This is a genomic window from Tessaracoccus yangjingae, assembly GCF_055326235.1.
Window position 1 is genome coordinate 92160 of record NZ_JBUZNN010000003.1, and the last position, 26686, is coordinate 118845.

Genomic DNA, 26686 nt, shown 5'->3' on the forward strand with positions numbered 1-26686 from the left:
TCGCCTTTCGTCGCTGCCTTGATGGCCGAGATTACCCTGAGCCGCCGACGGCCCGCACGTCCTGTTCACCGGTGGGATCCGCGCCGTCGTCCATGGCCTTCCAGAGGTCGACGGGGTGGTCCCCCGCCCCCCTGGCGCGCGACACCCAGGCCGGCCCCCGCCAGGCCATGCCCAGCAGGGCCACCGCCGAGACGACGAAGCCGCCGAGCGCCACCCACTGGCCCGCCTGCCAGGCCCAGCCGGCGGAGGCGGCCGCGAGGGCGGTCAGCGCGACCCCGAGGACCCGCAGCCACAGCCCGCGCAGCATCAGCGACAGCCCGAGCCCCGCCGCGACGGCCCACGCCAGCGAAGCCACGCCGCTCCCCCCGGCCTGGGCCGCGAAGCCCGCGGCTAGCGCGCCCGCCAGCGCGAGGAGCGTGACCGGCCAGCGTCCGGTCACGCCGTGCCCATGGCCTCGGCCCGGGCCAGCGCCGTGATGACGGCCCTCGCCTTGTGCTGGCACTCGGCGTCCTCCGTCTCGGGAACGGAGTCCGCGACGATGCCGGCCCCGGCCTGCACGTGGGCCACGCCGTCGGCGAGCACCGCGGTGCGGATGGCGATGGCCACATCGGAGTTGCCGGCGAAGTCGAAGTAGCCGACGACGCCGCCGTAGAGCCCCCGCCGCGACACCTCCAGCCTGTCGATGATCTCCATGGCGCGCACCTTCGGGGCCCCGGAGAGGGTGCCGGCCGGGAAGCAGGCCAGCACCGCGTCGAGCGCGCTGCGCCCGTAGGCCAGCCGCCCGGACACGGCGGCCTCGAGATGCATGATGTGGCTGTAGCGGTGGATGTTCATGAACTCGTGGACCGTGACGCTGCCGGGCTTGCAGATGCGGCCCAGGTCGTTGCGGCCCAGGTCCACGAGCATGAGGTGCTCGGCCTTCTCCTTCGGGTCCGCGAGGAGCTCCTCGCCGAGGTGCCGGTCCTCCTCCGGCGTGGCACCGCGGGGTCGGGAGCCCGCGATCGGGCGGGTGGTGACCAGGCCGTCCTGCACCGTGACCAGGGCCTCGGGGCTGGAGCCGACGACGTCGAAGCCGGGCAGGCGCAGCAGGTACAGGTAGGGGCTGGGGTTGGTGAGCCTCAGCGCCCGGTACACCTCCAGCGCGTCGGCGGTGATCGCGATGTCGAACCGCTGCGACACGACGATCTGGAAGGCCTCGCCTGCGCGGATCTCCTCCTTGGCCTCCTCCACCATCGCCATGTACTCGGCGGAGGTGCGCTGCCGGCGGATCTCCAGCTCGACGGGGAGGCCCTCCTGCGCGGCCATGGACGGGCGCGGCGCGCGCACCTGCTGGGCCATGTCCTCGACCGCGGCCACGGCGCCGTAGTAGGCGCGCTCGACGCCCTCGTCGGTGCCGTCGAAGTTGATGGCGTTGGCGATCAGCCACAGCTCGCCGGTGTGATGGTCGAGCACGGCCACCTCGCTGGCGAGCATCATCACCAGCTCGGGCAGGCCAAGGTCGTCGACGGTGGTGTCCGGCAGCCTCTCGAGGCGGCGGACCACGTCGTAGCCGAGGTAGCCCACCATGCCGGCGTGGAACGGCGGCAGCCCCTCGACGATGGGCGTGGCGAGCTCGGACAGGGTGGCGCGGAGCACCTGGAGCGGGTCGCCCTCGCCGATGCCGGCGAGCTGATGCCCGATCCACTGGGCCTTGCCGTCCACCTCGGTGAGGGTCGCGGCGGTGCGCACCCCGATGAAGGAGTACCGCGACCACACGCCCGCCTCCGCGGACTCGAACAGGAACGTGCCCTCGCGGCCCCCGCAGAGCGCCTGGTACACGGCCACCGGGGTGAGGTCGTCCGCCAGCAGCTTGGCGTGCACGCTGATCACGCGCCGGTCCTCGGCGAGCTCGGTGAACCCGGCCAGCGTGGGCGTGATGCGCATCAGAGGTCCTCGGCCGTGAGGGGCGTGAAGAAGCAGGTCCGGTTGCCGGTGTGGCAGGCGGCCCCGGTCTGGTCGACGGTCACGAGCAGGGCGTCGCCGTCGCAGTCCAGCGCCACCGACACCACCGCCTGGGTGTGCCCGGAGGTCTCCCCCTTCACCCAGTACTCCTGCCGCGACCTGGACCAGTAGGTGGCGCGCCCGGTGGTGAGGGTGCGCCGCAGCGACTCCGCGTTCATCCACGCGAGCATCAGCACCTCCCCCGTCCCGGCGTCCTGGGCGACGGCGGGGATCAGCCCGTCGGCGTTGTACCTGATGGTGCCTGTCATGGGGCATATTGTGCCCTGCCTAAGCTGGGGCCATGACCTTCGCCCAGCGCCAGCGCTCCGCCCTCGTCTCCCTCCTGCGTACCCTCGGCCCGTTCGCGCCCACGAAGTGCGGCGGCTGGCAGACCCAGGACCTCGCCGCCCACCTCTACATCCGCGAACACCGGCTCGACGCGCTGCCCGGCATCGGGCTCGAGCGCTTCGCCGGGCGGACCGAGAGGATCCAGCGCGAGTCGCTGCACACCCTCGGCTACCCCGCCCTCCTCGACGCGATCGAGCGGCCCGGGTGGTTGATGCGCCCCCTGGACAAGCTGGTCAACACCTCGGAGCTGTACATCCATCACGAGGACGTGCTGCGCGCCAACGGGGGCGCCCAGATGCTGACCGCGCTGGAGCAGCAGGAGCTGTGGCCGGTGGCCGTAATGCTCGCCCGCAAGGCATATTCCGCCTTCGGGGGCAGGGTGCTGCTCACCCGGACCGACACCGGGAGCCGGACCGAGATGGGGCGCGGCACCAGGCCCGTCTACGTCTCCGGCTTGCCCTCGGAGCTGGTTCTGCACCTCAGCGGCCGTGAGGCCGACGTCTCCCTCGGCGGCGAGCCGGAGGCGATCGAGGAGTGGAAGGCCGCCGTCTCCGGGCTCTGACCTGCTGTCCCCATTTGACCCGGGCCGGGCGCGGGCGATGATGGCGTATCAGGGAGGCATGAACCGTGCTCTTGACCGGTACAGCCCCCTCGTCCGTCACCACCGGAGGTGTCCCGTGCATCACCCACCATGCCGTCGAGCTCCCCGACCGCCGGCCACCGGCCGCGCCTCGTACGGTTTCCCAGCGCCCTACTACGTGCCCAACCCCTACTACGTCCCGATGCCCTACTACGTGCCCATGCCGTCCTACGGGTCGGCGCGGCCGGCTGTGCGTCGTCAGCACACCCCGGCGGGGGTGACGGCGGGTCAGGCTCCGTGACCTCGGCAGAGTCGTTGGCGGCACGTGCGGCCGATGCCTTCGTCGCCTTCCGCGCGGGCGATTCGGCCCGGCTCGCAGACCTCGTCACGCTCCTCACCCCGCCGCTGTGGGCCGTGGCCCGGTCCTCCGGCCTGAACCCGGCCCAGGCCGAGGACGTCGTCCAGTCCTCCTGGCTGGCCCTCGTCCGATCGTCGTCGTCGATCGCCGAGCCGCAGGCGGTGTTCGCCTGGCTCCTCACCACGACACGACGGGAGGCGTGGCGAGTGGCGCGGGTGCCGCCGGAGGTCGAGCTGCCCGAGACTGCGGTGGCGCGTGGACCCACGCCCGAGGACGCGGCGGAGTCGGACGATCTCAACCGCCGGCTGTGGACGCACGTGCGGGCCCTCAGCCCCCGCTGCCAGGCACTGCTGCGCGTCATCGCCTACTCCACCCGCCCCGACTACGCCACCATCTCCGCCGCGCTCGGCATGCCCGTCGGCTCCATCGGCCCCACCCGGGGGCGATGCCTGTCCACGCTTCGCCGCGCCCTTGCCAACGACCCCTCATGGAGCCCCGCATGACCGCCCACGACGACGCCCTGATGCCTCTCGACGACCGCGACGAGCTGCTCGTCGCAGCGATCGCGGCAGCGCAGGCAGACCAGGATCCGCCGCCCGCGGGCCTGATGGAGCGCATGCGGTTCGCCCTGTCGCTGGAGCTGATGAACGCCGAGCTCGCCGCCCTGGAGACCGGATCGCCGGCCGGGGTGAGGGGGGTTGATCCCGCCGTCACCGACACACTGACCTTCACCGCCTCCGGGCTCAGCCTGATGGTGGTGCTGAGCGAGGCCGACGGCGGCGTGCGCGTCGACGGCTGGGTCACCGGCGGAGGAGTGACGGTGGAGGCGCGGTCCGCCGACGCCGTGGACACCCAGGTCTCCGACGCCACGGGCCGGCTCACGTGGGCCGAGCTGCCCCACGGCCCCCTGCGCTTCCTCATCCACCCTCCCCTTCCGGGCCAGCGGCCCGTCGTCACACCGGTGATCGAGGTGTAGGTGGTCCAGTCCGCCGAGGAGCTGTACTCACTGGCACGTGCAAGGCTCGCGGAGCAGCGCACGGGTGAGGCGGGTGCGCTCCTGGGACGGGCCGCCGCGGCCTGCGGGGCCTCGGACGTCGAGCTGGCGCTCAGGATCAGGATCTCGTCGGCGTGGGTGCTGTTCGAGGAGGAGGGCGCCGCGCCCGCCCAGGAGGCGCTGCGCGGGGCCGCCGACGACGCAGCCCGCGTCGGCCTCCCGGGGGTTGCCGGGGCCGCCGCGGTGCAGTCGGCGATCCTCCACTCGCGCGCAGGGGACCGCGGCACCGCCTGGCGCACGCTCGCACGCGTGGACCCGTCGGCGCTCCCACCGCCGGACCGGATGCGGATGCTGATGAACCGGGGCACGATCGCCTCCGAGCTGCGCCGCTTCGACGACGCCGCCGCCGACCTGGCGGCCGCCGCCCTGCTCGCCGAGGAACTGGGCGAGGCACCGGTGGCGTTCATGGCCCGCCACAACCTCGGCTGGATCAGATTCCTCCGGGGGGACCTGCCGGCCGCGCTGCGCGAGATGCACGACGCGGACGCGCTCGACGTGGAGCTGGACCGGACGGTGGCCCGCCAGGACCGCGCCCGGGCGCTGCTGGAGGCGGGTCTGGTCGGCGAGGCCCACGACCTCCTGCTCCAGGCCCGGGAGGGGTGCGGCGGGGCGCAGCAGGCGGCCGAGCTGGACCTGGACCTGGCCCGGTGCGCCCTGCTGATGGGCCGCCGCGACGAGGCGATGGCCCGGAGCCGGGCCGCGGCCCGGGTGTTCCGGCGGCGGGGCGAGCCCGCGTGGCACCGTCGCGCCGTGCTGGCGGAGGTGACGGCGGAGCCGCGCCTGTCCGCGGCGAGGGCCCTGTGGGAGGCGGCGCGGGAGGCCGGGGACCGACTCGTGGCCGCTCAGGCCGCGGCCGCCGGGCTGCGCGCCCCCGGTGCCCAGCCCGCAGAGGTGGGCGACCTGACGGCGGACGCGGTGTGGCTGTCCCGCTCGCCCGTGGTCTCGCTCAGGATGGCGGGGCTCGTGGCCCTGGCCACCGACGCCGCCCGGCGGGGACACACCCGCGAGGCGCGCGGCATCCTGCGCCGGGCCAACGCGACCCTGGTGAGGGCGCAGCTCGGGCTCGCCAGCCTCGACCTGCGCACCGCCACCGCGCTGCACGGGGAGGCGGCCGCCGCGCTGGACCTGGACCTCGCCGAGCTCAGGGGACCTCAGGCGCTGGTGGAGGCGAGCGAGCGTTGGCGGGCCGCCACCCGGCCCACCCCCCGGCTCCGGCCCGACACGGATCCCCGCGTGGTGGAGGCCGCCACGCGGTTGCGGCGCCTGCGCACGGAGTTCGACCCCGGCGGCGCGGATGCCGAGGGCGCGGCCCGCGCCGTCGTCGCGGCCGAACGCGAGCTCCGCTCGCTCACCTGGGGCGCGGCCAGCGCCCTTCCACCCACCGCCGTCGCTCTGCGCACCGCCGCGCTGAGGAGCGCCGCCCGCGCCCGAGGGTGCAGCCTGGTGGTGACCGTGCGTCGCGGTGAGGAGGTGCGGGCCACCGTGCTCGGCGAGGGCCCGGACCGCTCGGTGGCGCTGGGATCGGCGGGGCGGATCGGCGAGCTGGTGGAGGTCATCCGCGCGGACATGACGGCGCAAGCCAGCCTGCCGCCGTCGCATCCGCTGAGCGGGGTGGTGGCGGCGTCGCTGGCGGCCCGCCTGGACGAGCTGGGCGGGCTGGTGGCCGCGCCCCTGGCCGCCCTGCCCGGCCAGCTGGTGGTGGTCCCGACGCGCGTGCTGGCCGGCGTGCCGTGGTTGGCCCTCCCGCCGTTGCGGGGCCGGGCCGTCACCGTCTCCCCCACCGCGTCGAGCTGGGCGGCGACGGGCAGGGTGGTGCACCGGCCACGGGTGAGCGTCCTCACGGGCCCCTCGCTGCCCTTCGCCGCTGAGGAGGCAGCCGCGATCGCCGGGTGCTGGCCGCTGGTCCCGGCGCGGGACCTGGCCGACGCCCTGGCGACGGACGATCTGGTGCACGTCGCGGCGCACGGCGAGCACCGGGGCGACAACCCGCAGTTCTCCAGCCTGCTGCTGGACGGCGGCCCGGTGTTCGCGCACGAGTTGGAGGGCCTCGACATGGCCGCCAGCCTCGTCGTGCTCTCGGCCTGCGAGGTCGGCCGGGCCACCCACCGGCCCGGGGACCAGCCCCTCGGCCTCACGTCGACGCTGCTGGCCGCAGGGGCGGCCTGCGTGGTCGCCCCCGTGGCGCCGGTCAACGACCAGCTGGCCGCCGCCGTCATGGCGGCCTACCACGCGGAGCTCTGCGGCGGGGCCGACTCGGCCACGGCCCTGGCCCGGGCCACCGAGTCACGCCCGAGCGCCGGCGCGTTCGTCTGCTTCGGTGCGCCGTGGCGGGCCACGGTCTGATGTATCAGGGGGCCTGCGCGCCGCTCCTGTGTCTGTGACGGTGCAGTGCGCACCGGAGGGATCAGACGAAGGAAGGCGCAACCATGGTCCAGGCAGCGGGTCCCACCTACGCAGGCGGCACTCAACCCATCACCAAGGACGGGTACGACGTGCTGTACCTGCCCGACGTCAACAATCGTGAGCTCATCGCCCAGGGCGAGGCCCCGGTCTTCTACTACGTGCCGAACCGGATCCGCATGGCCCGCAAGGACGGCCCGGACAAGGGCGACTACCTGTTCAACCTTGTCCGCTTCTCCGGAACGGGCGGCGAGGGGGTGATCGGTGGCGGCGGCGACGTGGCCGGCGGCATCCTCACCTTCTCCGTCACCGGTGCCCTGCCGGAGCAGACGAGGCGCCAGGCCGAGGCCGACATCACCGCGCGGTTCAGCGACAGCACCGACGCCTTCTGGGGCATCAAGAACACCCGGAAGCCGCCGATGTTCAGGCCCGCGGTCATCGCGCAGACCATCACGTCGGTGTCCAACATGTCGCCCACCCCCACCGGCTTCCCGACTGCGGACCAGCCCACCCGCGGGGGCCGCACCCGCGGCTTCCGCACCGTCGGCATGCCCGCGAACCGGGCGCTGACCCGGGACCCCGAGCCCGGCCAGACGCCGGCCGCCGACAACAACCTCGATCCGTGGTACTGCATGATGCAGGGCCAGGGCGGCGGCTCCATCGACCCCACCGGCACGCACGCGTTCTCCGGCCTGCTGGGGGTCTACCCGGCCAACATCGCCTGGGCCGCCTTCCACGGCACCGCCAGCCCGCTCATCGTGATCCAGAACTACAAGCTGAAGGTCTGGTCGCCCGTGTGCACGATCAAGATCGACGGCAACTGGGACTCGGTGTTCACGCACTTCTCCGCCGCCGCGTCGGGCCGTTACCTCTGGGCCAAGGTGGACGCGCAGGCCGAGTTCAACAACATGCGCAAGTCCGGCACCATCAAGGTGGACGTCAAGGTGGACACCACCCTGCCGGGCGCCGAGGAGATCGCGCGCAAGATGGACGAGCGCTCGGACCTGGTGTTCAACAAGTTCATGGAGATGGCGCAGAAGACCATCTTCGATCAGCCGCAGCCGAAGGTGGACGCCGCCCAGTCGTCGTCCGGAAGCTCCTTCTTTTCCCCGTGGGGAGTGGGCCTGTCCCTGAAGTACCGGCGCGACGAGAACCATCTGGACCTGCACTACGAGGAGACCAGGCAGTTCGCCTACCTGCAGGACCACACCATCTCCAGCTCGCTGGCCGGCATGGCCGACGAGATCAAGGCCGACCCGGAGGCCGAGCGCAAGTACTTCCTCACCGTCTACCTCGACGACTGGCCGCAGCGGCTCGCGCGCGTGGTGCGCCCCGTCGCGAGCTGGGCGGACCGGACGGTGCAGTTCCTCTCGGTGCAGATCGGGTACCCCAACACCGGAGGCGAGCTCAACTGGCAGGGCCACAGCTTCTCCGGGGCCGACGGCAACGACCCCACCTGGAAGTTCCAGACCGCGAAGAAGGTGGCCGGGGATGTGACCAACCCGCCGGCCGGCTGGACGCCGGACCTCACCTACGTCAAGCGCAAGGTGCACCTGGCCGAGCCGCCCAGCGAGACGCTGGATCCCTACCACCGCGTCCAGATCGAGCGCAACGTCATCGACCTGGACCCCGAGCCCAACGGCACCCTGCTCAACGACACCACGCTCGAGGTCCGCGCGGACAACGCGGGCCGGATCGCGGTGGGGCCGATCGGGCTGGGCGTGATGCTGGAGGACGCCTCGCAGACCGTAGAGGTGGTGATGGAGGCCACCGACGCCGACTACACGCCGCTGGGCCTCGCCCCCGTCCGGTTCAGGTGGGGCTTCCAGGACCTCGACACCGACCGGAGCTGGACCGTCTTCTCGGGCGACCCGCAGATGCTGCCGTACTACCGCTACCAGGTGACGGCCACGGTGAAGGGCACCCTGTTCCGCAAGGGGCAGAGCTGGACGGGCCCCTGGACCACCGCGAACGGCAACGGGCCGCTGATCGTCGACGTGCCGCCGCCGGACGGCGACGGCGTGGTGACGCGCTCGCTCACCGACGACAGGGTCCGCAGGCTGAGGGAGTTGGCGGCGCCGGAGCCCAGGGAGGCGCCCTCGGGCGAGGTGGCCTACGCCACCGCCGCGCCGACGGCCGCCGCGAAGCCGAAGGCCGCCGCCGCGCCGACCGCCGTCCACGAGGAGCCGGAGCCGCGCAGCGCCCCCACCAGCTTCCTGTCCTACCCGTTGTGAGGGGCCACGGACATGGCCAGCATCGCCGAGATCCGGCGGGACCCGTCGGGGGCGCCCGCGTGCTCGTGCACGTTCCTGCTCAGCCGCAGGCCTGCGCCGCACGAGCAGATCTCGGGCCTCGTCGAGACCGCCACGCTCGCGCTGGAACTGCGGTGCGGCCTTGAGGACCTCGCGTGGGTGGAGTTCAGCCTGGACGTGGCACGTCCCGTCCGCGCTGAGTCGCACGGCCCGTTCGGGACGGCGGCGCTGGCCGCGACACTGGCCGGCGACGAGGCCAGGGGCCTCCTTGCCGCCCTGGCCGGCGGCGGGGGCGGCCCGGACCTCGTGATCCGGGCGCGCCGGACCGACGGGGCGACGGGGCGGTGGCGTCGGCCCCTGGCCGACCTCATCGTGCCCCTGCTGGCATCCTCACCCGAGAGCCTCGTGCACCTGGTCACCGCGGCGGGCGGCGCCGTCGACGAGGTGTTCCCCGCCCGGTCCACCCGCACCCGTGGCCCGGGCCTGGGGGTCATGCTCCTGCGGCGCGACGAGGCGGTGCCGCTGGCCCAGGTGGTCCGGCCCCATCCCGCCGTCATCCGCCCGCTGCTCGCCGAGAACCTCCTGCTCGCCACCCCGTTGGCGCCCCAGGAGTCCGGCCCGGTGCTCGACGGGCGCCCGCTGTTGGCCGACCGGGCCAACGACGACCGCTGGTACCTCCCGGAGGTCACGTTGGCCGTCCCCGCCGCGGGTCAGGACCCCGATTCCTCCCCGTTCAGGTTCGACCTCGCGCAGGTGGGTCTCCAGTCCGACGGCTCGCCGGGGCTCGAGGCCACCGTCGTCGTCACGATGCTCGCCGGCCCCTCTGCCGCGACTCTCGCGCCGTGGGAGGCCGCCGGCCGCCCCACGCTCCGGGTGGTGCCGTGCGTGCCGCAGGTGGGCCTGCACCTGCCCTTCCGCGACGACGGCGGGGCCGCGCGCACCGAGCTGGTCACCGCCAACTCCGTGGTGGTCTCGGGCGTGTTCGGCGAGGCCGGGTCGTCGCTGACCGCCACGTTCGTGCTCCAGAACAACTGGGCCAGGCTGGCCTACGGCGCGTTGTCCGCGCCCGGATTCCAGGCCGAGCCCGCCGTCCTGGAGGTTGGGCTGGCGCACAGCGGCTGGCGGGCGGAGCGGACGCCGACGAAGCTGCCGATCGACAGGTTGGCCGGCCAGAAGCTGGTGGCGCTGCGCCGGCGCGACGACCTGGCCAGGCCCATCGCGGCCACGCAGCTGCTGGCCATGGCCAAGGCCGAGATCCGGCTGAGCCCGGCCATCGCCCTCGACCGGCTGGACTTCGCGGACTTCGGCGTGGTCAAGCACGTCAAGGTGAGCGCAACCGCGACCACACGCCTACCCGCCCTGGTGCCGTGCGCGGACCACCCCCAGCTCTACCGGCAGCGCGCCGGCGACGGCTGGGAGGCCGTCGGCTGCAGGCCGGCTCTCCGGCTCGGTGAGACCGAGTACCGGCCGTGGCAGCGCGAGCCGGTGGGCGCCGCGGGGGTGGCCGTGTTCCGCTCGCTGACCCAACCGGGGAGGTTCCTCGTCATCCCCGAGCGGTACTCCGTGGGCCGCTACCCCGCCGAGGACCCCGAGCGGGCCTTCGAGCCGACCCTCCTGCTCACCTCGACGATCGACGTCGAGAACCCGGCCAACATCCGCTGCGTGCTGGCCGCGGCGCTGGAGTCCGAGCTGGATTCGGCCGATCTCGCGCTGCTGGCGGGCGAGCTGCGGCAGCGGCTGGGCCGGCCCGTCGAGCTGGTGGGCCCGTGGCAGGCCGGGGTGACGCCGGAGATCAGCTGGGCCGTGCCCGGCACGGACCGCGTGGAGTGCGTGGCCATCGACACCGGCTTCACCCTGCTCCTCACCACCGACGTCCCCGGCCTGCTGACCCTGCGGACCCTCCTGCAGCGCGGGGGGCTCGTCGGTTCCGCCCGTTACGTCATCCCGGGCGGGGACAGCGCGGTCAGCACGCTCCGGCTGGACCTGAGCCGCGTGGTCGGGCCCGCCGACGGGCCGGTGACTGCGCAGCGCGACGGGGACGACCTCCGGCTGACGAACCGGCTGGACCGGCGGGTGTCGGTCAACCGGATCGTGGCCGGCGGCGCGGTCGTCGGGTCACCGGCGCTCCTGCTGGCACCCGGCGAGTCGGCCACGGTGAGCCTGCCCCCGGGGACGCCGGATCCGGTGGCGCTGGACCACACCGTCGAGCCGGGCACCGAGACGCTCGACGAGACCCGCAGCTACATCGAGGACCTGCACCTCGGGGTGACGTTCGTCGCCACCGGCAGCCTCACCGAGCTCGCCGGGCTCGAGGTGGCCGCGACCTTCCTCGGCACCGCGGCGGAGCCCGCAACCCTCACCGCGAGCCGCCGCCAGGTCGAGCGCCAGTTCGTGCTCCCCCTCACCACCTACGCCACCGACCCGGCGGTGACCTACACCGTCACCGCTGTCGCGGCCGACGGCACCCGCACCTCGGCACCGCCGGTCGACTGGCCGGTCCGGAGCCGCGGCGTCCTGATCCCCCTGCCCACCCCCGTCGCGCAACCCTGAGCCACGAGACATCCGAAAGGACACTTCCATGACCGGTTACTCGCTCCACGTCGGACTCAACGTGGTCGACACCTCCTGCTACATCCCGGCGCCCACCGTGCTCGCGGGGTGCGTCAACGACGCCAACGACATGGAGCGCCTGGCCTCCGGGGAGGGTTTCCGCACCCGGAAGCTGCTCGACGCGCAGGCCACCTCGGTGGCGGTGCTCGGGGCCCTCGACAGCCTCGCCGCCACCACCGTCGCCGGGGACATCGCGTTCATCAGCTTCTCCGGCCACGGCGGCCAGATCCGGGACAACACCGGCGACGAGGACGACGGCCAGGACGAGACCTGGTGCCTCTACGACCGTCAGGTGCTCGACGACGAGCTGTACCTCAAGTGGTCCCAGTTCTGCGCCGGGGTGCGGATCGTGGTGCTGTCCGACTCCTGCCACTCGGGCACCGTGGCGCGCAGCATCCTGGCCATCGCCACCCGCGAGGCGCTGCTGCGCAACCCCCTGGGCGAGGAGTACTGGCCCGACGAGGTCCACGTGCCGAGGCTGCAGCCCCGGATGATGGCGCCCAGTGTCGCGGCGGCCGACTCGGCCCGACGGCGGGAGCTCTACGACGTGGCCAAGGCGGTGGCGGGCACCACGCGCAGCACCGACATCGCGGCGGAGCTGATCCTCATCTCCGGCTGCCAGGACAACCAGCTGTCCAGCGACGGCGACGTCAACGGCCTGTTCACCGAGACGCTGCTGCGCGTGTGGGCGAACGCCTCGTTCTCGGGCGACTACCGCTCGTTCCACTCCGCGATCGTGCGCCGGATGCCGTCGGATCAGACGCCCAACTTCTACACGGTGGGCACCGTGACGGCGGGCTTCCAGGCGCAGCGGCCGTTCACCATCACCGCGCCCGCCCCGTCGGCCCCCGTGAACCCGGGAGGGTGGGGGGACCCGACGCCGCAGCCCGGCACGTCGCGGCGGACGCTGCGCCAGGGCGACAGCGGCGAGGACGTGCGGTACCTGCAGGAGAAGCTGGTCGAGGGCGGCGCCTGGCTGACCGTCGACGGGAAGTTCGGCCCCGCCACGGCCAACGCGGTGCGCGGCTTCCAGAGCGCCCACGGCCTGACGGTCGACGGCGTGGTGGGCCCCGCCACCTGGGAGGCCCTGGACGGCGGCGGGTCGGGCGGCGGCTCCGGCGGTTCTGGCGGCTGGGAGGAGCCCGGCGGCAACTCGGGCGGCTGGGGCGACACCGGCGGCGGCTCGGGCGGGAACTCGGGCGGCGGCAACTCCGGCGGTTGGGGCGACCCCGGCGGAAACTCGGGCGGATCGGGTAACTCCGGCGGTGGGAACTCCGGCGGTGGGAACTCCGGCGGTGGGAACCCGGGCGGGTGGAACGGCGGCTGGGAGGATCCGTCCGGCGGTCAGGGCGGTGGCGGGGGCGGCTCGGGCACAGCGCCCCAGGCGCGGCCGACGATCCGCCGCGGCTCCACCGGCGAGCACGTGAAGTACCTGCAGCAGCGGCTGTCCGAGCAGGGCTACTGGTTGAGCGTCGACGGCCAGTTCGGGCCGGGCACCGAGTCCCAGGTGCGGAGCTTCCAGCGGAGCAACGGCCTCACCGCCGACGGCGTGGTGGGCCCTGCCACCTGGGCCGCCCTGGGCTGAAGGTCAGGCCGGAACGTAGACCGTCTTGGAGCGCGGCTCGACCTGCACGCGGTTCGCCACCTCGGCCCACGCCTTGTAGTGGTCGGTGGTCTTGTGGGAGGCCAGGTCCTCCTCGGAGTCGTAGGCCTCCACCAGCAGGAACCGGGTTGGGTCGTCGGCCTCCTGCAGCACGTCGAAGCGCAGGCAGCCAGGCTCCTGCAGCGACGCCGCGCTGTTGACGGCACACGCCTCGGCGAACTCCGCCTCCGACCCCTCCGCGACCCTCACGCTCGCATGGAACAGATACATCGCCCCTCCTCAGGACAGCTTCGAGAGAATCAGTTCGCGCACCTTGCCGGCGTCGGCCTGGCCGCGCATGGCCTTCATCACCTGGCCGATGAGGGCGCCCGCCGCCGCGATCTTCCCCTCCCGGATCTTGGCCGCGACATCCGCGTTGGCCGCGATCACCTCGTCGACGGCGGCGCTCAGCGCGCCCTCGTCGGAGACCACCGCGAGCCCACGCCCCGCGACCACCTCGGCCGGCTCGCCCTCGCCGGCGAGCACGCCCTCGATGACCTGGCGGGCCAGCTTGTCGTTGATCTTCCCCTCGTCGACGAGCCCCTGCACGGCGGCCACCTGGGCCGGCGTGATGGCCAGCTCCTCGAGCTCGACGCCGGCCTCGTTGGCCCGGCGGGCCAGCTCCGTGACCCACCACTTGCGGGCCGACGCGGGCGCAGCGCCCGCCGCCACCGTCGCCTCGACGAGGTTCAGCGCGCCTGAGGCGAGGATGTTGCCGAAGTCGACGTCGCTGAAGCCCCACTGCTCCTGCAGGCGGGCTCTGTGTTCGGCGGGCGGCTCGGGCAGGGTCGCCCGCAGCTCGTCGACCCACTCGCGGGAGGGGGCGATCGGCATGAGGTCGGGCTCCGCGAAGTAGCGGTAGTCCTCGGCCTCCTCCTTGGAGCGGCCGGGCGAGGTGGTGCCGTCGGCCTCGTGGAAGTGGCGGGTCTCCTGCTTGACCTTGGCGCCGCCGTCGAGGATGGCGGCCTGGCGGGTCATCTCGTAGCGGATGGCCCGCTCCACGGAGCGCAGGGAGTTGACGTTCTTGGTCTCGGTGCGGGTGCCTAGCACCTCGGAGCCGATGGGCATGAGGGAGATGTTGGCATCGCAGCGCAGCGACCCCTGCTCCATCCGCACGTCCGAGACGCCGAGGGAGCGGAGCAGTTCGCGCAGGTGCGCCACGTATGCCCTGGCCACCTCCGGCGCCTTCTCCCCCGCGCCGCGGATCGGCCGGGTGACGATCTCGATGAGCGGCACACCCGCGCGGTTGTAGTCGATGAGCGAGTGGCTGGCGCCGTGGATGCGGCCGGTGGCGCCGCCCATGTGCAGGGCCTTGCCCGCGTCCTCCTCCATGTGCGCTCTCTCGACCTCGACTCGGTAGGTGTGTCCGTCCACCTCGATGTCCACCCAGCCGTCGAACGCGATGGGCTCGTCGTACTGGGAGGTCTGGAAGTTCTTGGTCATGTCCGGGTAGAAGTAGTTCTTCCGGGCCATGCGGCACCACTCGGCGATCTGGCAGTTGAGCGCCAACCCGATGCGGATGGCCGATTCCACGGCCTTGCCGTTGATCACCGGCAGGGAGCCGGGCAGGCCGAGGCACACCGGGCACACCTGGGTGTTGGGCTCCCCGCCGAACGTGGTGGGGCAGCCGCAGAACATCTTGGAGCGGGTGTTGAGCTCCACGTGCACCTCGAGCCCCAGCACGGGCTCGTAGCGGGTGAGGAGGTCGTCGTAGTCCACCGTCTCGCTCATGCGGACACCGCCTTCTCGCCGTCGGTCATGGTGCTGAGCAGGGGTGCGCCCCACTGCTCCTCGAGGGCGCGCTCCAGCACGCCGCCCACCCGGTAGAGCCTGGCGTCCTCCATGGGTGGGGCCATCACCTGCAGGCCGACGGGGAGGCCGTCGCTGCTGAGGCCCGCCGGGAACGAGGCGGACGCGTTGCCGGCCATGTTCGACGGGATGGTGCAGAGGTCCGCCATGTACATGCTCATGGGGTCCGCCATCCGCTCGCCGATCTTGAACGCGACGGTGGGGGTGGTGGGCGAGACCAGGACGTCGCAGGCCTCGAAGGCCTTGTCGAAGTCGCCCTGGATGAGGGTGCGGACCTTCTGCGCGGAGCCGTAGTAGGCGTCGTAGTAGCCGGCGGAGAGGGCGTAGGTGCCGATGATGATGCGGCGCTTGGCCTCCTTGCCGAAGCCCTCGTCGCGGGAGATGTTCATCACCTCTTCGGCCGAGCGGGTGCCGTCGTCGCCCACGCGGAGGCCGTAGCGCATGCCGTCGAAGCGGGCCAGGTTGCTGGAGAGCTCGGCGGGCTGGATGAGGTAGTAGGCGGGCAGTGCGTAGCTGAACGCCGGGCAGGAGACCTCGACCACCTCGGCGCCTGCCTCGCGCAGGAGTTCGACGGCCTCGGTGAACCGGTCGAGCACGCCCTGCTCGTAGCCCTCGCCGCCGAGTTCCTTCACCACGCCGACGCGCACGCCGGTGAGGTTCGGCGAGGTGGCGGCGCCGGCGAGGTCGCCGACGGGCTTGTCGATGGAGGCCGAGTCGTGCGGGTCGTAGCCGCCGATGACCTGCTGTAGGAGGGCCGCGTCGAGGGCGGTGCGGGCGCAGGGACCCGGCTGGTCCAGGCTGGAGGCCATGGCCACCAGGCCGTAGCGCGACACTCCCCCGTAGGTGGGCTTCACGCCGACGGTGCCGGTCACCGATCCTGGCTGGCGGATGGAGCCGCCGGTGTCCGAGCCGACGGCGAGCGGCACCATGAACGACGCCACGGCCGCGGCCGAGCCGCCGCCGGAGCCGCCCGGGATGCGCTCTGTGTCCCACGGGTTACGGGTGGGCCCGAAGTAGGAGGTCTCAGTCGAGGAGCCCATGGCGAACTCGTCCATGTTGGTCTTGCCGACGATGACCAGCCCGGCGTTTCGCAGGCGCGCCACGACGGTGGCGTCGTAGGGCGGCACCCAGCCCTCCAGCATGCGGGAGCCGCAGGTGGTGGGGTGATCGGTGGTGCAGAAGTTGTCCTTGACGCCGATCGGGATGCCGGCGAGCGGGCCCAGGCCTTCACCCGCGGCGCGGCGGGCGTCGATGGCGCGGGCCTGGGCGATCGCGGAATCGGCGTCGACGGAGAGGAAGACGTTGAGCTCGTCGTTGAGCTGCGCGATGCGGTCGAGGCAGGCCCGGGTGAGCGCCTCGGAGGTGAGTTCGCCGGCGGCCATGAGGGCGGCGAGCTCGTGGGCGGGCTTGGCGAGGAGGGGGTTCACACTCACTCCATCCCCAGAATCTGCGGCACGCGGAAGCGGCCGTCCTCGTTGTCGGGGGCGCCGGAGAGCGCCTGATCCTGCGTGAGCGACGGAGTGACCACGTCGTCGCGGAACACGTTGGTGAGCGGGATGGCGTGCGTGGCCATCGGGACGTCGGGGCCTGCCACCTCGGAGACGCTGCGGACGGACTCGAGGATGACGTTGAGCTCGGGCGCGAGGTCCTGGCACTCCTGCTCGGTGAGCTGGATCCGGGCCAGCGCGCCCAACCGGGCCACGTCGTCGGCGGTGATTCCCACGGGTGTTCCTTCTGTCGACGGGGTGCCGCGGCGGCGGCTCGGCCCCATCTTAGGACCCACTGGCGTAGCGCGGTTCGCCCGCCGATCCGGAATACGCTGGTTGAGCCGCGCAGCGCCGCAGCCTCGTGTACCGGTGCCGGGAGCCCTGACACGAGGCCCGGGCGGCCGTTGTCCATGGCTTGCTCGAACTCTTCCGTGGTCTGGCGGTGGGTAACTTGATGCCGCCCGGGCCTCGTCTCACGTCTCCCTGCACTCGTCTCTCTGTGGCGTGGTCGGGTCCGGGCGTGTGCCGACAGGGCGGCCCAGGCTCGGGTCTGTTGAGGCGGGACGCCAGTTGGGTCTTCGTCGAGTTGGGCATCCCTGCGCGCAGCCGCCCTGCCGTCCCCCGCCCTCGCGGAGCCCTGACGCCCTGCCCGACAGCTGGTTGAGGTTGCGTAGCGTCGGCCGCCGAGTCGAACCCCTCGCGCCCGGTTCAGGGGCCTGAAAGACGACCCATCAGCCTCCGGATGGGACCGCGGGGCCGGTGGAGTTGATCATCTCGAGCATGCGGGAGCGCTCCGTGGTGTAGCGCAGGGTGCGGCCGTCGGGGAGCGTGAGCTGGGCACCGTCAGCGAGTGTCGCGGTGAAACGCTCCTTACCGAGTCGGCCGTCGACGCGGATGGCCTCGCCCTTGCCTGGGCGGGCCCTCACCGTGAGCCCGCCGCGGTTGGCCCTGGCAGAGGGACCGGTGACGAGGAACTCGTCCGCGACCTGCCCGTCCGGGGTGACGACGGCCAGCGAGCCGTCGAGCTGGGGCATCCGCTTGCGGATCTCGCGGATCACCAAGGCAAGCACGATGAGGGCCGCGAGCGTCCCCAGCGCGGCGGGGATGGCCCACGACGGCAGGCCCGCGAGAAGGTCGGGCTGCTCGGCGGCCTCGGGCTCCGGGGCGGCCGACACCGTGGGCGACGGCGACGGCGGCGGGGCAGAGGCGGCGACGGTGAGCTGGACCGGCGCGGACGTGGCGGCGAGCGCCTGGCCGAGGTTCAGCGGGGCGAGCTGGGGCTGCCACGGGGACGTGACGGTCGCGGCCAAGGCGACCGCTGCGTCGGTGCCGGGCGGGGCGGTGATCGTCACCGTGCTGGTCTGGGTCTGGCCGGGGGCGAGCTCGAGTGTCGCGGGCTCCATGCCGAGGGCAGCTCCCTCGATGGCCGGCGACAGCTGGATCGCCGACACCGCGGTGGGCAGGTTCGTGGTGGTGGAGGTCCAGGTGGCGGTGAGGGTCGCGGTGGAGCCGTCGACCGTGGGCTCGCTCAACGTCACCGTGACCGGCTGCTCGAGTTCGGGAGCGAGGATCTCGCCCACGCGGAATCTCGTGATCTCGTCGGTGAGGCCGGAGAGAAAGGCGACGATGTCGTCCGGGGTGGCCACCTGCGCGTTCGGGAACACCTGGGTGAGGAGCCCGGCGTCCGACTCAGGGCCCAGTGAGAGGGCGAAGGCGCCCACCTGACGGTCTGCGGTGGCCTCGTCGGCGCGCGTACGGAGATCGTCCCAGGCAGGTGCGTCGGCGGTCACGAAGTCGGAGTCTTCGGCGGCATCCAGCTCGCCGTCGGTGAGGAGGACGAAGGCCGCGATGTCGGAGGCCCCGTCCCGGCTGAGCGCGTCGACGCCCTCGTCGATGGCGGCGCCGATGTCGGTCTGATCACCGGTGGGCTCTGCAGGGAGCGCGTCGAGGAGGGTGTCGGTGTCCGGGGCGTCGCCGTCGAAGACGGTCTGGGCGCCGTCGTCGAACGTGATGAGGGTGACGTGGTCGTCGGGTGTGAGGCTGTCAGCGAGGCCTGAGAGGGCATCGCGGGCGCGATCCCAGCGGCCCTCCTCCTGCATGGAGAGCGAGGTGTCGACGATGAGGATGTAGTCGGTGGCCTGGTCTTCGATGCCGAGTGTCGCGGCGATGGCTTCCAACTGTTCGTCAGCCGCCGCCGGGAGTACCCCTACTACAACTAATAGTAGGCCGACAAGGGCCGCGACCGCCGATCTGAGTCCCTGCACATCTCCCCCGAACTTGCGTGACGCGTCTCATAGCGCTACCCGCGCCCGAAACAAGTTGACGAACGGCCAACCGGGCCCTAACTTTAGCCCACGGGGGAAGCAGCGTTGTGCACCCCTTGGGGGACCGGATTTCTCTCCCCCGGCCTTAACACGAAAGGGGGCAACCGCCATGGTTGCACTGTACGCCCACCTCACCGCCCTCCTGCACGTCGTCGGTCACCGTTTCGCCGACAAGACCAAGGGCGCCACCGCCGTCGAGTACGGCATCATGGTCGCGCTCATTGCGATCGCCATCATCGTCGGCGTGACCCTCGTCGGCACCAACCTCAACGGCCTGTTCAATTACGTCGGCGGGAAGGTCAAGGCTCCGTGATCTAGGGGAGTCGGGGGGCGGCAACGTGTGGCACGATCTTAAGGCCCCCAGAGTGCAGGGGTTCGGTTCTCTGGATTTGCGGGCGGGGGATGAAAATGACTAGCCATCGGCGAGTTTCCTCCCGCGGCGCTGCGGCCGTCGAATTCGCCCTCATCCTTCCTGTGTTGATTGTTCTGGTTCTTGGCAGTGTGGAGTTCGGCTTTCTCATGTTCGTCAACGCTGGCGCAGCGGAAGCAGCCCGCGAAGGTGCCCGCGCCGCGGCGATTTCTGGAAATGTGTCCGAGGGTGAGGGTCACGCCGAGGATGTCTTCCGTGATTTGTCCCCGATTTGGGTATCGGACTCCGTCACAGCTGCAGCTCTATCTTCCGACTGTCCGCCGGGGGGGTCAGTGACGATTAGCTTGACTGCACCCTATGGCTCAGTGACCGGCTTCTTTGGCTCCTCGTTCGAGGCCACTGGAAGGGGAGAGATGAGATGCGGCGGATGAAATCCCAACGCGGAGCGGTTGCAATTACCGTCGCCCTGCTCATGGTGTCCCTTGTGGGCGTCACCGCGCTCGCCGTGGACGTCGGCGCCCTGATGATGGACCGCAAGGAGTTGCAGAACGGCGCCGATGCGGCCGCTTTGGCCTTGGCCCAGAGCTGCTCGACCGGCGGATGCGAAGCCGACGAGTACGCCATGGCCAACAGTTATGCAACAGGCAATAAGCGGGACGCCAGCGTGGCGGTCGTGGCGGGCGGCATCGTGCACAACCAAAAGTGCGACGGCTCGCCGGCAAGCAACTCCGTCTCCGTCACGGTCACCACCATCCGCCAGCACTGGTTCGCCCCAGTCATCGGGCACGACTCGTCCGAAGTGAGAGCCTGCGCGACCGCGTCCTACGGCGGCATCGGCAGCGCGCGGGTGCTGCCGTTGACCATCTCCGAGTGCCAGATCGAGGGACTTGTGGATGGGATCGTTCGGTTCTACCACAAGGCCTCCCCCAACAACGACGACGTCAATCCGTGCGATCCGGTCTCCCCGCCGACCGAGTTGCCAGGAGGATTCGGCTGGCTCGCTCCAGATGCGGAGTGCATGGCCACGACCGACCTCGACTACAACGCCGCCAGCAAGCCAGGCATCTCGGTCCCGAGCGAGGAGGCCTGCAAGACAGTCCTCGCTGGCCTCGTCGGCAGTGAGATCCTCCTGCCGATCTTCGACACGGATGACGGCACGGGCGCCGGGGCGTCCTTCCATTTGGCGGCCTACGTCCGGATTCAGGTGATCGACTATTGCTTCAGCGAGAAGCTCAACGGCTCGGCTGATGATCCGGACAAGAAGCCTCCCAAGTGCCCCGCCGATCGCTGGATCACCGGCAAATACATTAAACGTGTCTCCCTCGAAGATGCAGGCGGAGGCCCCGACGACTACGGCGCCGTGACTGTGTCTCTCATCGCTTGAGAAGGATAAGGCCACACACACAATGAGAAGACGTGTCATCGCCGCGGTCGTGGCGACCCTGCTCACCTTGGCCGGGGCCGCGCTCGTCGCGGCCTACGTCGTGCGCGCCGACGAACGGGCCCTGGCCCAGTTCGATCCCACCCCCGTGCTGGTCGTCACCGCCGACATCCCCCTGGGCGGAACGCTGGTGCTCGGCGAGAACGCCGAACTCCGCGACCTCCCCCGGTCAGCAGTGGTGCCAGGTGCGCTCACCGACGACGAGCAACTCAGCGGGCTGGTGGCGGCGTCGCCGATCATCCCCGGTGAGCAGGTGGTGCCGCAGCGCTTCACCTCCCTCGAGTCGGTCACCGGCGACGTGGTGGTCGTGCCCGAGACCGCCGTCCAGGTGAGTGTCCTCCTGACGCCCGAGCGGGTGCTGGGTGGCCGCCTCAAAGCCGGGGACACCGTCGGCATCATCGTGTCGGTCTCCCCCGATGTCGGCCCGTACTGGTCGGAGACCATCCTGCACCGCATCCTGGTCAGCCGGGTCCAAGACGTCGAGCCCGCGCCAGCGGACGAGACCGAGGGCACCGTGCAGGCTCCGGGGGCACAGTTCATCACCCTCGCGCTGCCCGCCGTCGACGCGGAGCGGGTGGTCTGGGGCGCCGAGCACGGCACGCTGTGGCTCACCCTCGAGCGTGAGGGTTCGATCGTCGACGGGACGACGATCGTGACACCCACCACCGTGTGGGCAACAGAAGTGACCCCCGAGCCGTGAGCACCGTCATCCTCGTCGCCACCGACACGCACCTCATCAACCAGGTGACCCTGGCCACCGCGGGCCAACTCACCCCACTCTCTGGCAGGGACGCAGACGAGTTGGCCCGCGCCCTGTCCACCCATCCCGTCGCCGAACTGCTGATGATCGACGCCGGACCCGACCCGCAGGGGGCGCTGGCCATCGCGGACTGGGCACGGCAGCGATTCGGCGTGCCGGTGGTGCTCGTGACCGACGACCCGTCGGGGCTCGCGCTCCCGGCGATGCGTGCCGGGGTCAGGGACATGGTCTCGCCGGCGGCGAGCGTCGACGACGTCCGCGACGCGGTCGCGCGCAATCGGCGCGTGCCCACCACCGAGACGTCCCAGGCTACCCAGCGAGGGCGAATCGTGACCGTGGCGTCCCCCAAGGGCGGTGTGGGGAAAACGACCGTCGCCACGAACATCGCAGTCGGCCTGGCCAAGGTCCACCCCGACCGGGTCGTCCTGCTGGACCTGGACCTGCACTTCGGCGATGTCGCCAGCGCGCTGAACCTTTCACCCACCTACACGCTCCCCGACACTGTGCGGCCCGCCGGCACCGGAGACCCTCTGGCCCTCAAGCCCTACCTCGCCAGACACGAGACGGGCCTCTGGGTGGTTCCCGGCTCCGACTCACCCGCCGCGTCGGACGCCGTCACCGCCGACGACGCCACTGCGCTACTCAAGGCATTAGCACAGTCGTTCGACTTCGTCGTGGTCGACACCTCCCCCGGTTTGTCCGAGCACACGCTGGCCGCCCTCGACCTGACCGGCGAACTCGTCCTGGTCACCGGGCTGGACGTGCCGGGGGTGCGTGGACTGAGGAAGGAGATCGAAACGCTCGGCCAACTCGCCCTGCTCATCGAGTCGCGCCACGTGGTGCTCAACTTTGCCGACTCCTCGCGCGGACTGACGGTGGCCGACGTCGAGGCCACCATCAACGCCAAGGTGGACGTGACTCTCCCCACCGCGAAACTGGTGCCGATCTCCGTGAACCAAGGCGTCCCGCTGCTTCAGACGGGGGGCAAGGATCCACTCACCAAGCAACTCTCGGTGCTGGTCGACCGCATCGCGCGGCGCCCCGCGGACGCTGCCCCCAAGGGCCGTCTGTTCGGCAGGGGAAAGGGAGCCACAGATGGGTCTCGCTGACAGGCTGCGGGCGGCGAGAGGCGACGGGCAACCGCCTGCCGTCCCGACACCCGTGATGGAGCCGGCTGCGGAGAACCCAGAGACACATGTCGCTCCGGTGTCCGTTTCTTCGCCCCTCCCCACGGTGAGCCGCATGCCCGCCCAGGAGCCCTCGTCCACGCCGCCCTCGCCTCTCGCCCAGCGGGCCGGAGCACCGCGCGCCGCACCGCAGGATGCCATGCAGGCGCTCAAGGCCCGCACCACAGAGACCCTGTACGAACGGCTGGGCAGCCGTTTGAGCGACCCGTCCCTGACGGACGACCAGCTGCGGCAGATGGTGCAGCAGGAACTCGCCTCGGTGATCGAGGGCGAGAACCTTGCGATGACCGGCGCGGAACGTCGCCGCTTCATCGACGATGTCCAGTCCGATGTCTTGGGCCTCGGCCCCATCGAGGGACTCCTCGCGGACCCCTCCGTCACCGAGGTCATGGTGAACGGTCCCGACAAGGTATACATCGAACACGCCGGCCGCATCTACAGATCTGACGTGGCCTTCCGAGACGAGGCGCACCTGCGGCAGATCATCGACCGCATCGTGGGTCGCATGGGGCGACGAATCGACGAGTCGTCCCCCCTGGTGGACGCCCGCCTGGAGGACGGATCCCGCGTCAACGCGATCATCCCGCCGCTGGCGTTCAGCGGGTCCACGCTGACCATCCGCAAGTTCAGCCACGAGGCGCTCTCGGTGCCGGACCTGATCCGCCTCGACAGCATGTCGCCCGAGATCGCCGAACTCCTTCAAGCCTGCGTCAAGGCCCGGCTCAACATCATCATCTCCGGCGGCACGGGTACCGGCAAGACGACGCTGCTCAATGTGGTGTCCTCCTTCATCCCGGAGGGCGAGCGGATCATCTCCATCGAGGACGCCGTCGAGCTGCAACTCCAGCAGGAGCACGTGGTGCGCCTGGAGTCCCGCCCACCGAACATCGAGGGTAGGGGCGAGGTCACCATCCGCGATCTGGTGCGTAACTCGCTTCGCATGAGGCCGGACCGCATCATCGTCGGCGAGGTCCGCGGAGCTGAGGCGCTCGACATGCTTCAGGCCATGAACACCGGCCACGACGGCTCCCTGTCCACCATCCACGCCAACTCACCCCGAGACGCACTCTCGCGCCTCGAGACCCTGGTGCTGATGGCCGGCATGGAGCTGCCGCTGCGCGCCATCCGCGAACAGGTAGCCAGCTCCATCGACCTCATCGTGCAGCTCGCGCGCCTCCGCGACGGAACACGCCGCATCGTCGCGGTCACCGAGGTGCACGGCATGGAGGGCCAGACCGTCACCATGCAGGACGCGTTCCTGTTCGACTACGCCGCCGGCGTGGACCACGACGGCCGCTTCCTCGGCCACGTTGTCCCCACCGGTGTGCGTCCCCAGTTCACCGACCGCTTCGCCGATCTGGGGATCCACCTGTCGCCCCGCGTGTTCGGCGCCGAGCCCCGGATCCGCTGATGCTGCCGCAGCCGCCGGTCATCCTGGCTCTTGCGTCCGTGGCTGTGGGCCTCGCGTTGGTCATCTTCCTGATCCTGTGGCTCCGACCCAACACGCGCTCGGTCCCGCTCCACCGTCGCCGTCCAGCCGGCTACCAACGCCGATCAGCGGTCACGGGGATGGCCGACGCGGCTACCCGGGGGGTAGACAGGGTGCTGGCCGGCCGTCAGCTCACCCTCGCGGAACGGCTGGACGTCGCGGGCATCTCCACGACCGCCTCTCAACTCGTCGTGCTGGTCATCTGCGCGGCGCTCGTCGCCATGGCGCTCGCCCTCCTGCTTGGCTCCTGGCTGGTGGGGTTGGCGCTGATGGTCCTCATCCCCCTCAGCGTCGTCGCGTACGTCACGGTGAAGACCGAGCGCAGGCGGACAGCGTTCGCGCTGCAGCTCGACGAGACGGCCCAGATGCTCGCCGGAAGCCTCCGCGCCGGCTATTCCTTCACGCAGGCCATGGCGATGGTCGGCCGCGAGGCCCCATCCCCCACCGCCGAGGAGTTCGCGCGGATCAGTAACGAGCTGCGCGTAGGCCGACCGTTGGCCGAGGCGATGGAGCACACCGCCAAGCGCATGCGCAGTGACGACTTCTCCTGGATCTCGCAGGCGGTGGCCATCAACCGGGAGGTGGGCGGCAACCTGGCCGAGGTGCTCGAGGGCGTGTCTCACACCATCCGGGAGCGGGCCCAACTCCGCCGCCAGGTGGCCTCCCTGAGCGCGGAAGGCAGGCTCTCGGCCATCATCCTGATCGCGCTGCCCTTCGTGATCGTTGCACTGCTCCTCTTTGCCAACCCTGGCTACCTCAGCCTCCTGTTCACCCGCCCTCTTGGCTGGGTGATGCTCGTGGCCGCGGCCCTCCTGCTCATCGTCGGCGGCCTGTGGCTGCGCAAGACCGTGCAGATCAAGTTCTGACGGCGGTGATCCAATGACGACGTTGGTCCTCGCCTCGCTGGCCGCTCTCGCCCTGGGGATGGGTGTGCTGATCTGGCTCCTGCTGGCTGGCCCGGATCGGGTGCGGACACGTTCTCTGGAGAATCTTGGCCGCGGCGTCACTGCGACCGCTGCGCGCCCGAGGCAGCAGCAGGGGCACCTCCGTGCCGGTGGCCTGATCGACTCGCCGGAGCGTCGGTCACGGCTGGAGCGCGCGTTGGCGCGGGCCGGTTTCCCCGGCGGTTGGACCGTCGATCAGCTCCTTTCCATCAAGGTGCTGGGCACGGTGTTGATGGCGATCCTCTGGCTCTTGCTGTGGCTGGGGAGCCGCTCCCCCCTCCTCCTGCTGCTGGGTGTCGCGGTGACGGTCGGAACGTTCTTCCTCCCCGATGTGCTCCTGCTGAACACGTACCAGAAGCGCAGGGAGCAGGTGGACCTCGAACTCGCCGACACTCTCGATCAGATGAGCATCGCGGTCCAGGCCGGGTTGGGCTTCGACGCCGCCATGCTGCGGGTGGCCAGGAACGGACGGGGCATCCTTGCGCGGGAACTCGTGCGCACGATGCAGGACATCCAGGTGGGGCAGACCCGTCGCAACGCTTATGAGGATTTGGCCGAGCGTACCGGCTCGATTCCGCTCAGACGCTTCGTGCGCACGGTGATCCAGGCGGAGTCGTACGGAATCCCGCTTGCGGATGTCCTGACCGCCCAGGCGGACGAGATGCGGATGGCACGCCGCCAGCGCGCCGAGCGCAAGGCGATGGAAATCCCGGTCAAGGTGGTGTTCCCCCTGATCCTCTGCATCCTTCCCGTCATCTTCATCGTCATCCTGGGTCCAGCCGCCATCTCCATCATGGACACGCTGTTCCCGACGCTCCGGTGAGCTGGTGGGTTGCGGCCGGCCACGTCCTGGTGGCCACCGCTGTCGGGTTGCTACTGGGCACCAGATGGGTGGCTCGGCCACGGCTCTGGCTGGGCGGCGTCGTCGCGGCCGTTGTGGCAGTGTGGGCCGCGGTCTACGTCACGCCCCCCGACTTGCCGGCATTCACGGTCCTCGCGGCGGCCTGGGGTGCCGCGACCGCCGTCGACCTGGCTGAACACCGGTTGCCCGACGCCCTGACCCTCGTCCCGTTCCCCCTGTTCTTCCTGTTACAACTACCCTGGGCCGTCATCGACGGCGGCTGGGGCGCGCTGGGCTCCGCGCTGGTGGGGTCGTTGGTGACGGCGGCGCTGCTCTTCGTCCTCGCCTACATCAACCCGAACGGCTTCGGCCTCGGCGACGTCAAGCTCGGCCTCACGACGGGGGCGGCCCTCGGCTGGTTCGGGCTCGGCACCGCCCTTCTGGGGCTGGGCGCCGCCTTCATCCTCATGGCGGTGATCAGCGGAGCGCTGATGGCCCTCAAGCGCATCACGCGCGAGTCCGAGATCGCCTTCGGCCCGTTCATGATCCTCGGCGTCCTCGTGGCGCCAGCCGCAGCCTCAGCCGTCGGTTGGTGACTCCTACGCCCCCGTCAGGATCAGGTAGAACATCCTGCCCAGGAAGAACAACCCCACCGCGATCGCGACCACCGCGAACGGGATCAGGATCCGCTGCACCTTCTTCCATCGCGTGCTCGGCACCCCTCCCGGCCCCCACGGGCCCCGCCCCGGCTGCGCGCGGACGGGAATCTGGCCGTTGAGGTTGAGGTCCGAGAAGATGCGCACGCCCCCA

25 protein-coding genes are annotated in these 26686 nt (G+C 71.3%); 16 read left to right on the forward strand and 9 right to left on the reverse strand.

Features of this window, described 5'->3' with window-relative positions; translation table 11 throughout:
* Window positions 1-31: 31 nt before the first annotated feature.
* The 3 genes from ACZK5D_RS05715 to hisI are packed head-to-tail and all read right to left on the reverse strand — an operon-like array spanning window position 32 to window position 2249.
* Window positions 32-439, reverse strand: a complete 408-nt coding sequence (locus ACZK5D_RS05715; RefSeq protein WP_463664594.1) for a hypothetical protein — start codon at window positions 437-439, stop codon at window positions 32-34.
* The gene (locus ACZK5D_RS05720) at window positions 436-1923 is read right to left on the reverse strand and encodes an anthranilate synthase component I (protein WP_463664595.1); all 1488 of its coding nucleotides are present in this window, start codon (window positions 1921-1923) and stop codon (window positions 436-438) included. Before ACZK5D_RS05720 ends, ACZK5D_RS05715 begins: the two co-directional genes overlap by 4 nt.
* The gene (gene hisI / locus ACZK5D_RS05725) at window positions 1923-2249 is read right to left on the reverse strand and encodes a phosphoribosyl-AMP cyclohydrolase (RefSeq protein ID WP_458993892.1); all 327 of its coding nucleotides are present in this window, start codon (window positions 2247-2249) and stop codon (window positions 1923-1925) included. Before hisI ends, ACZK5D_RS05720 begins: the two co-directional genes overlap by 1 nt.
* Before the next feature lie 32 nt (window positions 2250-2281).
* On the opposite strand from hisI, the gene ACZK5D_RS05730 reads away from it, so the two are divergent.
* The 7 genes from ACZK5D_RS05730 to ACZK5D_RS05760 all read left to right on the forward strand — a co-directional run bounded on the left by ACZK5D_RS05730 (window position 2282) and on the right by ACZK5D_RS05760 (window position 13167).
* Window positions 2282-2890 (forward strand): TIGR03085 family metal-binding protein, encoded by a 609-nt coding sequence (locus ACZK5D_RS05730; protein ID WP_463664596.1) that lies wholly within the window; start codon window positions 2282-2284, stop codon window positions 2888-2890.
* Between the two features lie 315 nt (window positions 2891-3205).
* Window positions 3206-3769, forward strand: coding sequence for an RNA polymerase sigma factor (locus ACZK5D_RS05735; protein ID WP_463664597.1), 564 nt, complete (start codon window positions 3206-3208; stop codon window positions 3767-3769).
* Window positions 3766-4242: a hypothetical protein gene (locus ACZK5D_RS05740; protein ID WP_463664598.1), complete on the forward strand. Its 477-nt coding sequence runs from the start codon at window positions 3766-3768 to the stop codon at window positions 4240-4242. The genes ACZK5D_RS05735 and ACZK5D_RS05740 overlap by 4 nt, the downstream gene beginning before the upstream one ends.
* Window positions 4243-6663 carry a CHAT domain-containing protein gene (locus ACZK5D_RS05745; RefSeq protein ID WP_463664599.1) on the forward strand — a complete coding sequence of 807 codons (2421 nt, stop codon included), beginning with the start codon at window positions 4243-4245 and terminating at the stop codon, window positions 6661-6663. It begins immediately after the preceding gene.
* 83 nt (window positions 6664-6746) lie between these two features.
* Window positions 6747-8954: a hypothetical protein gene (locus tag ACZK5D_RS05750; protein ID WP_463664600.1), complete on the forward strand. Its 2208-nt coding sequence runs from the start codon at window positions 6747-6749 to the stop codon at window positions 8952-8954.
* A gap of 12 nt (window positions 8955-8966) precedes the next feature.
* Window positions 8967-11522, forward strand: coding sequence for a hypothetical protein (locus tag ACZK5D_RS05755; RefSeq protein ID WP_463664601.1), 2556 nt, complete (start codon window positions 8967-8969; stop codon window positions 11520-11522).
* A 28-nt stretch (window positions 11523-11550) separates the two neighbouring features.
* Entirely contained in the window at window positions 11551-13167 is a 1617-nt protein-coding gene (locus ACZK5D_RS05760; RefSeq protein WP_463664602.1) for a peptidoglycan-binding protein, read from the forward strand.
* Window positions 13168-13170: 3 nt separating this feature from the next.
* Here ACZK5D_RS05760 and ACZK5D_RS05765 read toward each other — a convergent pair whose 3' ends face one another.
* The 5 genes from ACZK5D_RS05765 to ACZK5D_RS05785 all read right to left on the reverse strand — a co-directional run bounded on the left by ACZK5D_RS05765 (window position 13171) and on the right by ACZK5D_RS05785 (window position 18697).
* Window positions 13171-13455, reverse strand: a complete 285-nt coding sequence (locus tag ACZK5D_RS05765; protein WP_463664603.1) for an antibiotic biosynthesis monooxygenase — start codon at window positions 13453-13455, stop codon at window positions 13171-13173.
* Window positions 13456-13464: 9 nt separating this feature from the next.
* Window positions 13465-14955: an Asp-tRNA(Asn)/Glu-tRNA(Gln) amidotransferase subunit GatB gene (gatB, locus tag ACZK5D_RS05770; RefSeq protein WP_463664604.1), complete on the reverse strand. Its 1491-nt coding sequence runs from the start codon at window positions 14953-14955 to the stop codon at window positions 13465-13467.
* Window positions 14952-16460: an Asp-tRNA(Asn)/Glu-tRNA(Gln) amidotransferase subunit GatA gene (gene gatA, locus ACZK5D_RS05775; RefSeq protein ID WP_463664605.1), complete on the reverse strand. Its 1509-nt coding sequence runs from the start codon at window positions 16458-16460 to the stop codon at window positions 14952-14954. Before gatA ends, gatB begins: the two co-directional genes overlap by 4 nt.
* 2 nt (window positions 16461-16462) lie before the next feature.
* Window positions 16463-16756, reverse strand: coding sequence for an Asp-tRNA(Asn)/Glu-tRNA(Gln) amidotransferase subunit GatC (gene gatC / locus ACZK5D_RS05780; RefSeq protein ID WP_463664606.1), 294 nt, complete (start codon window positions 16754-16756; stop codon window positions 16463-16465).
* Between the two features lie 495 nt (window positions 16757-17251).
* Window positions 17252-18697 carry a vWA domain-containing protein gene (locus ACZK5D_RS05785; RefSeq protein ID WP_463664607.1) on the reverse strand — a complete coding sequence of 482 codons (1446 nt, stop codon included), beginning with the start codon at window positions 18695-18697 and terminating at the stop codon, window positions 17252-17254.
* A gap of 256 nt (window positions 18698-18953) precedes the next feature.
* Between ACZK5D_RS05785 and ACZK5D_RS05790 the strand changes: the two genes are divergently transcribed.
* From ACZK5D_RS05790 to ACZK5D_RS05830, 9 genes are all read left to right on the forward strand, one after another.
* On the forward strand, window positions 18954-19157 hold the full coding sequence (locus ACZK5D_RS05790) for a Flp family type IVb pilin (RefSeq protein ID WP_463664608.1): 204 nt from the start codon (window positions 18954-18956) through the stop codon (window positions 19155-19157).
* A 95-nt stretch (window positions 19158-19252) separates the two neighbouring features.
* Window positions 19253-19645, forward strand: coding sequence for a TadE family protein (locus ACZK5D_RS05795; RefSeq protein ID WP_463664609.1), 393 nt, complete (start codon window positions 19253-19255; stop codon window positions 19643-19645).
* Window positions 19642-20598, forward strand: coding sequence for a pilus assembly protein TadG-related protein (locus ACZK5D_RS05800; protein WP_463664610.1), 957 nt, complete (start codon window positions 19642-19644; stop codon window positions 20596-20598). The genes ACZK5D_RS05795 and ACZK5D_RS05800 overlap by 4 nt, the downstream gene beginning before the upstream one ends.
* Before the next feature lie 22 nt (window positions 20599-20620).
* On the forward strand, window positions 20621-21355 hold the full coding sequence (locus ACZK5D_RS05805; protein WP_463664611.1) for a Flp pilus assembly protein CpaB: 735 nt from the start codon (window positions 20621-20623) through the stop codon (window positions 21353-21355).
* Window positions 21352-22524 (forward strand): CpaE/TadZ family protein, encoded by a 1173-nt coding sequence (locus ACZK5D_RS05810; RefSeq protein ID WP_463664612.1) that lies wholly within the window; start codon window positions 21352-21354, stop codon window positions 22522-22524. The genes ACZK5D_RS05805 and ACZK5D_RS05810 overlap by 4 nt, the downstream gene beginning before the upstream one ends.
* A 133-nt stretch (window positions 22525-22657) precedes the next feature.
* The gene (locus tag ACZK5D_RS05815) at window positions 22658-24013 is read left to right on the forward strand and encodes a TadA family conjugal transfer-associated ATPase (RefSeq protein ID WP_463664613.1); all 1356 of its coding nucleotides are present in this window, start codon (window positions 22658-22660) and stop codon (window positions 24011-24013) included.
* The gene (locus ACZK5D_RS05820) at window positions 24013-24957 is read left to right on the forward strand and encodes a type II secretion system F family protein (RefSeq protein WP_463664614.1); all 945 of its coding nucleotides are present in this window, start codon (window positions 24013-24015) and stop codon (window positions 24955-24957) included. Before ACZK5D_RS05815 ends, ACZK5D_RS05820 begins: the two co-directional genes overlap by 1 nt.
* Window positions 24958-24970: 13 nt before the next feature.
* The gene (locus ACZK5D_RS05825) at window positions 24971-25858 is read left to right on the forward strand and encodes a type II secretion system F family protein (protein WP_463664615.1); all 888 of its coding nucleotides are present in this window, start codon (window positions 24971-24973) and stop codon (window positions 25856-25858) included.
* Window positions 25855-26472 carry a prepilin peptidase gene (locus tag ACZK5D_RS05830; RefSeq protein ID WP_463664616.1) on the forward strand — a complete coding sequence of 206 codons (618 nt, stop codon included), beginning with the start codon at window positions 25855-25857 and terminating at the stop codon, window positions 26470-26472. Before ACZK5D_RS05825 ends, ACZK5D_RS05830 begins: the two co-directional genes overlap by 4 nt.
* A gap of 3 nt (window positions 26473-26475) precedes the next feature.
* On the opposite strand, the gene ACZK5D_RS05835 is transcribed toward ACZK5D_RS05830, so the two are convergent.
* Window positions 26476-26679, reverse strand: coding sequence for a hypothetical protein (locus ACZK5D_RS05835; protein WP_463664617.1), 204 nt, complete (start codon window positions 26677-26679; stop codon window positions 26476-26478).
* Window positions 26680-26686 lie beyond the last annotated feature (7 nt).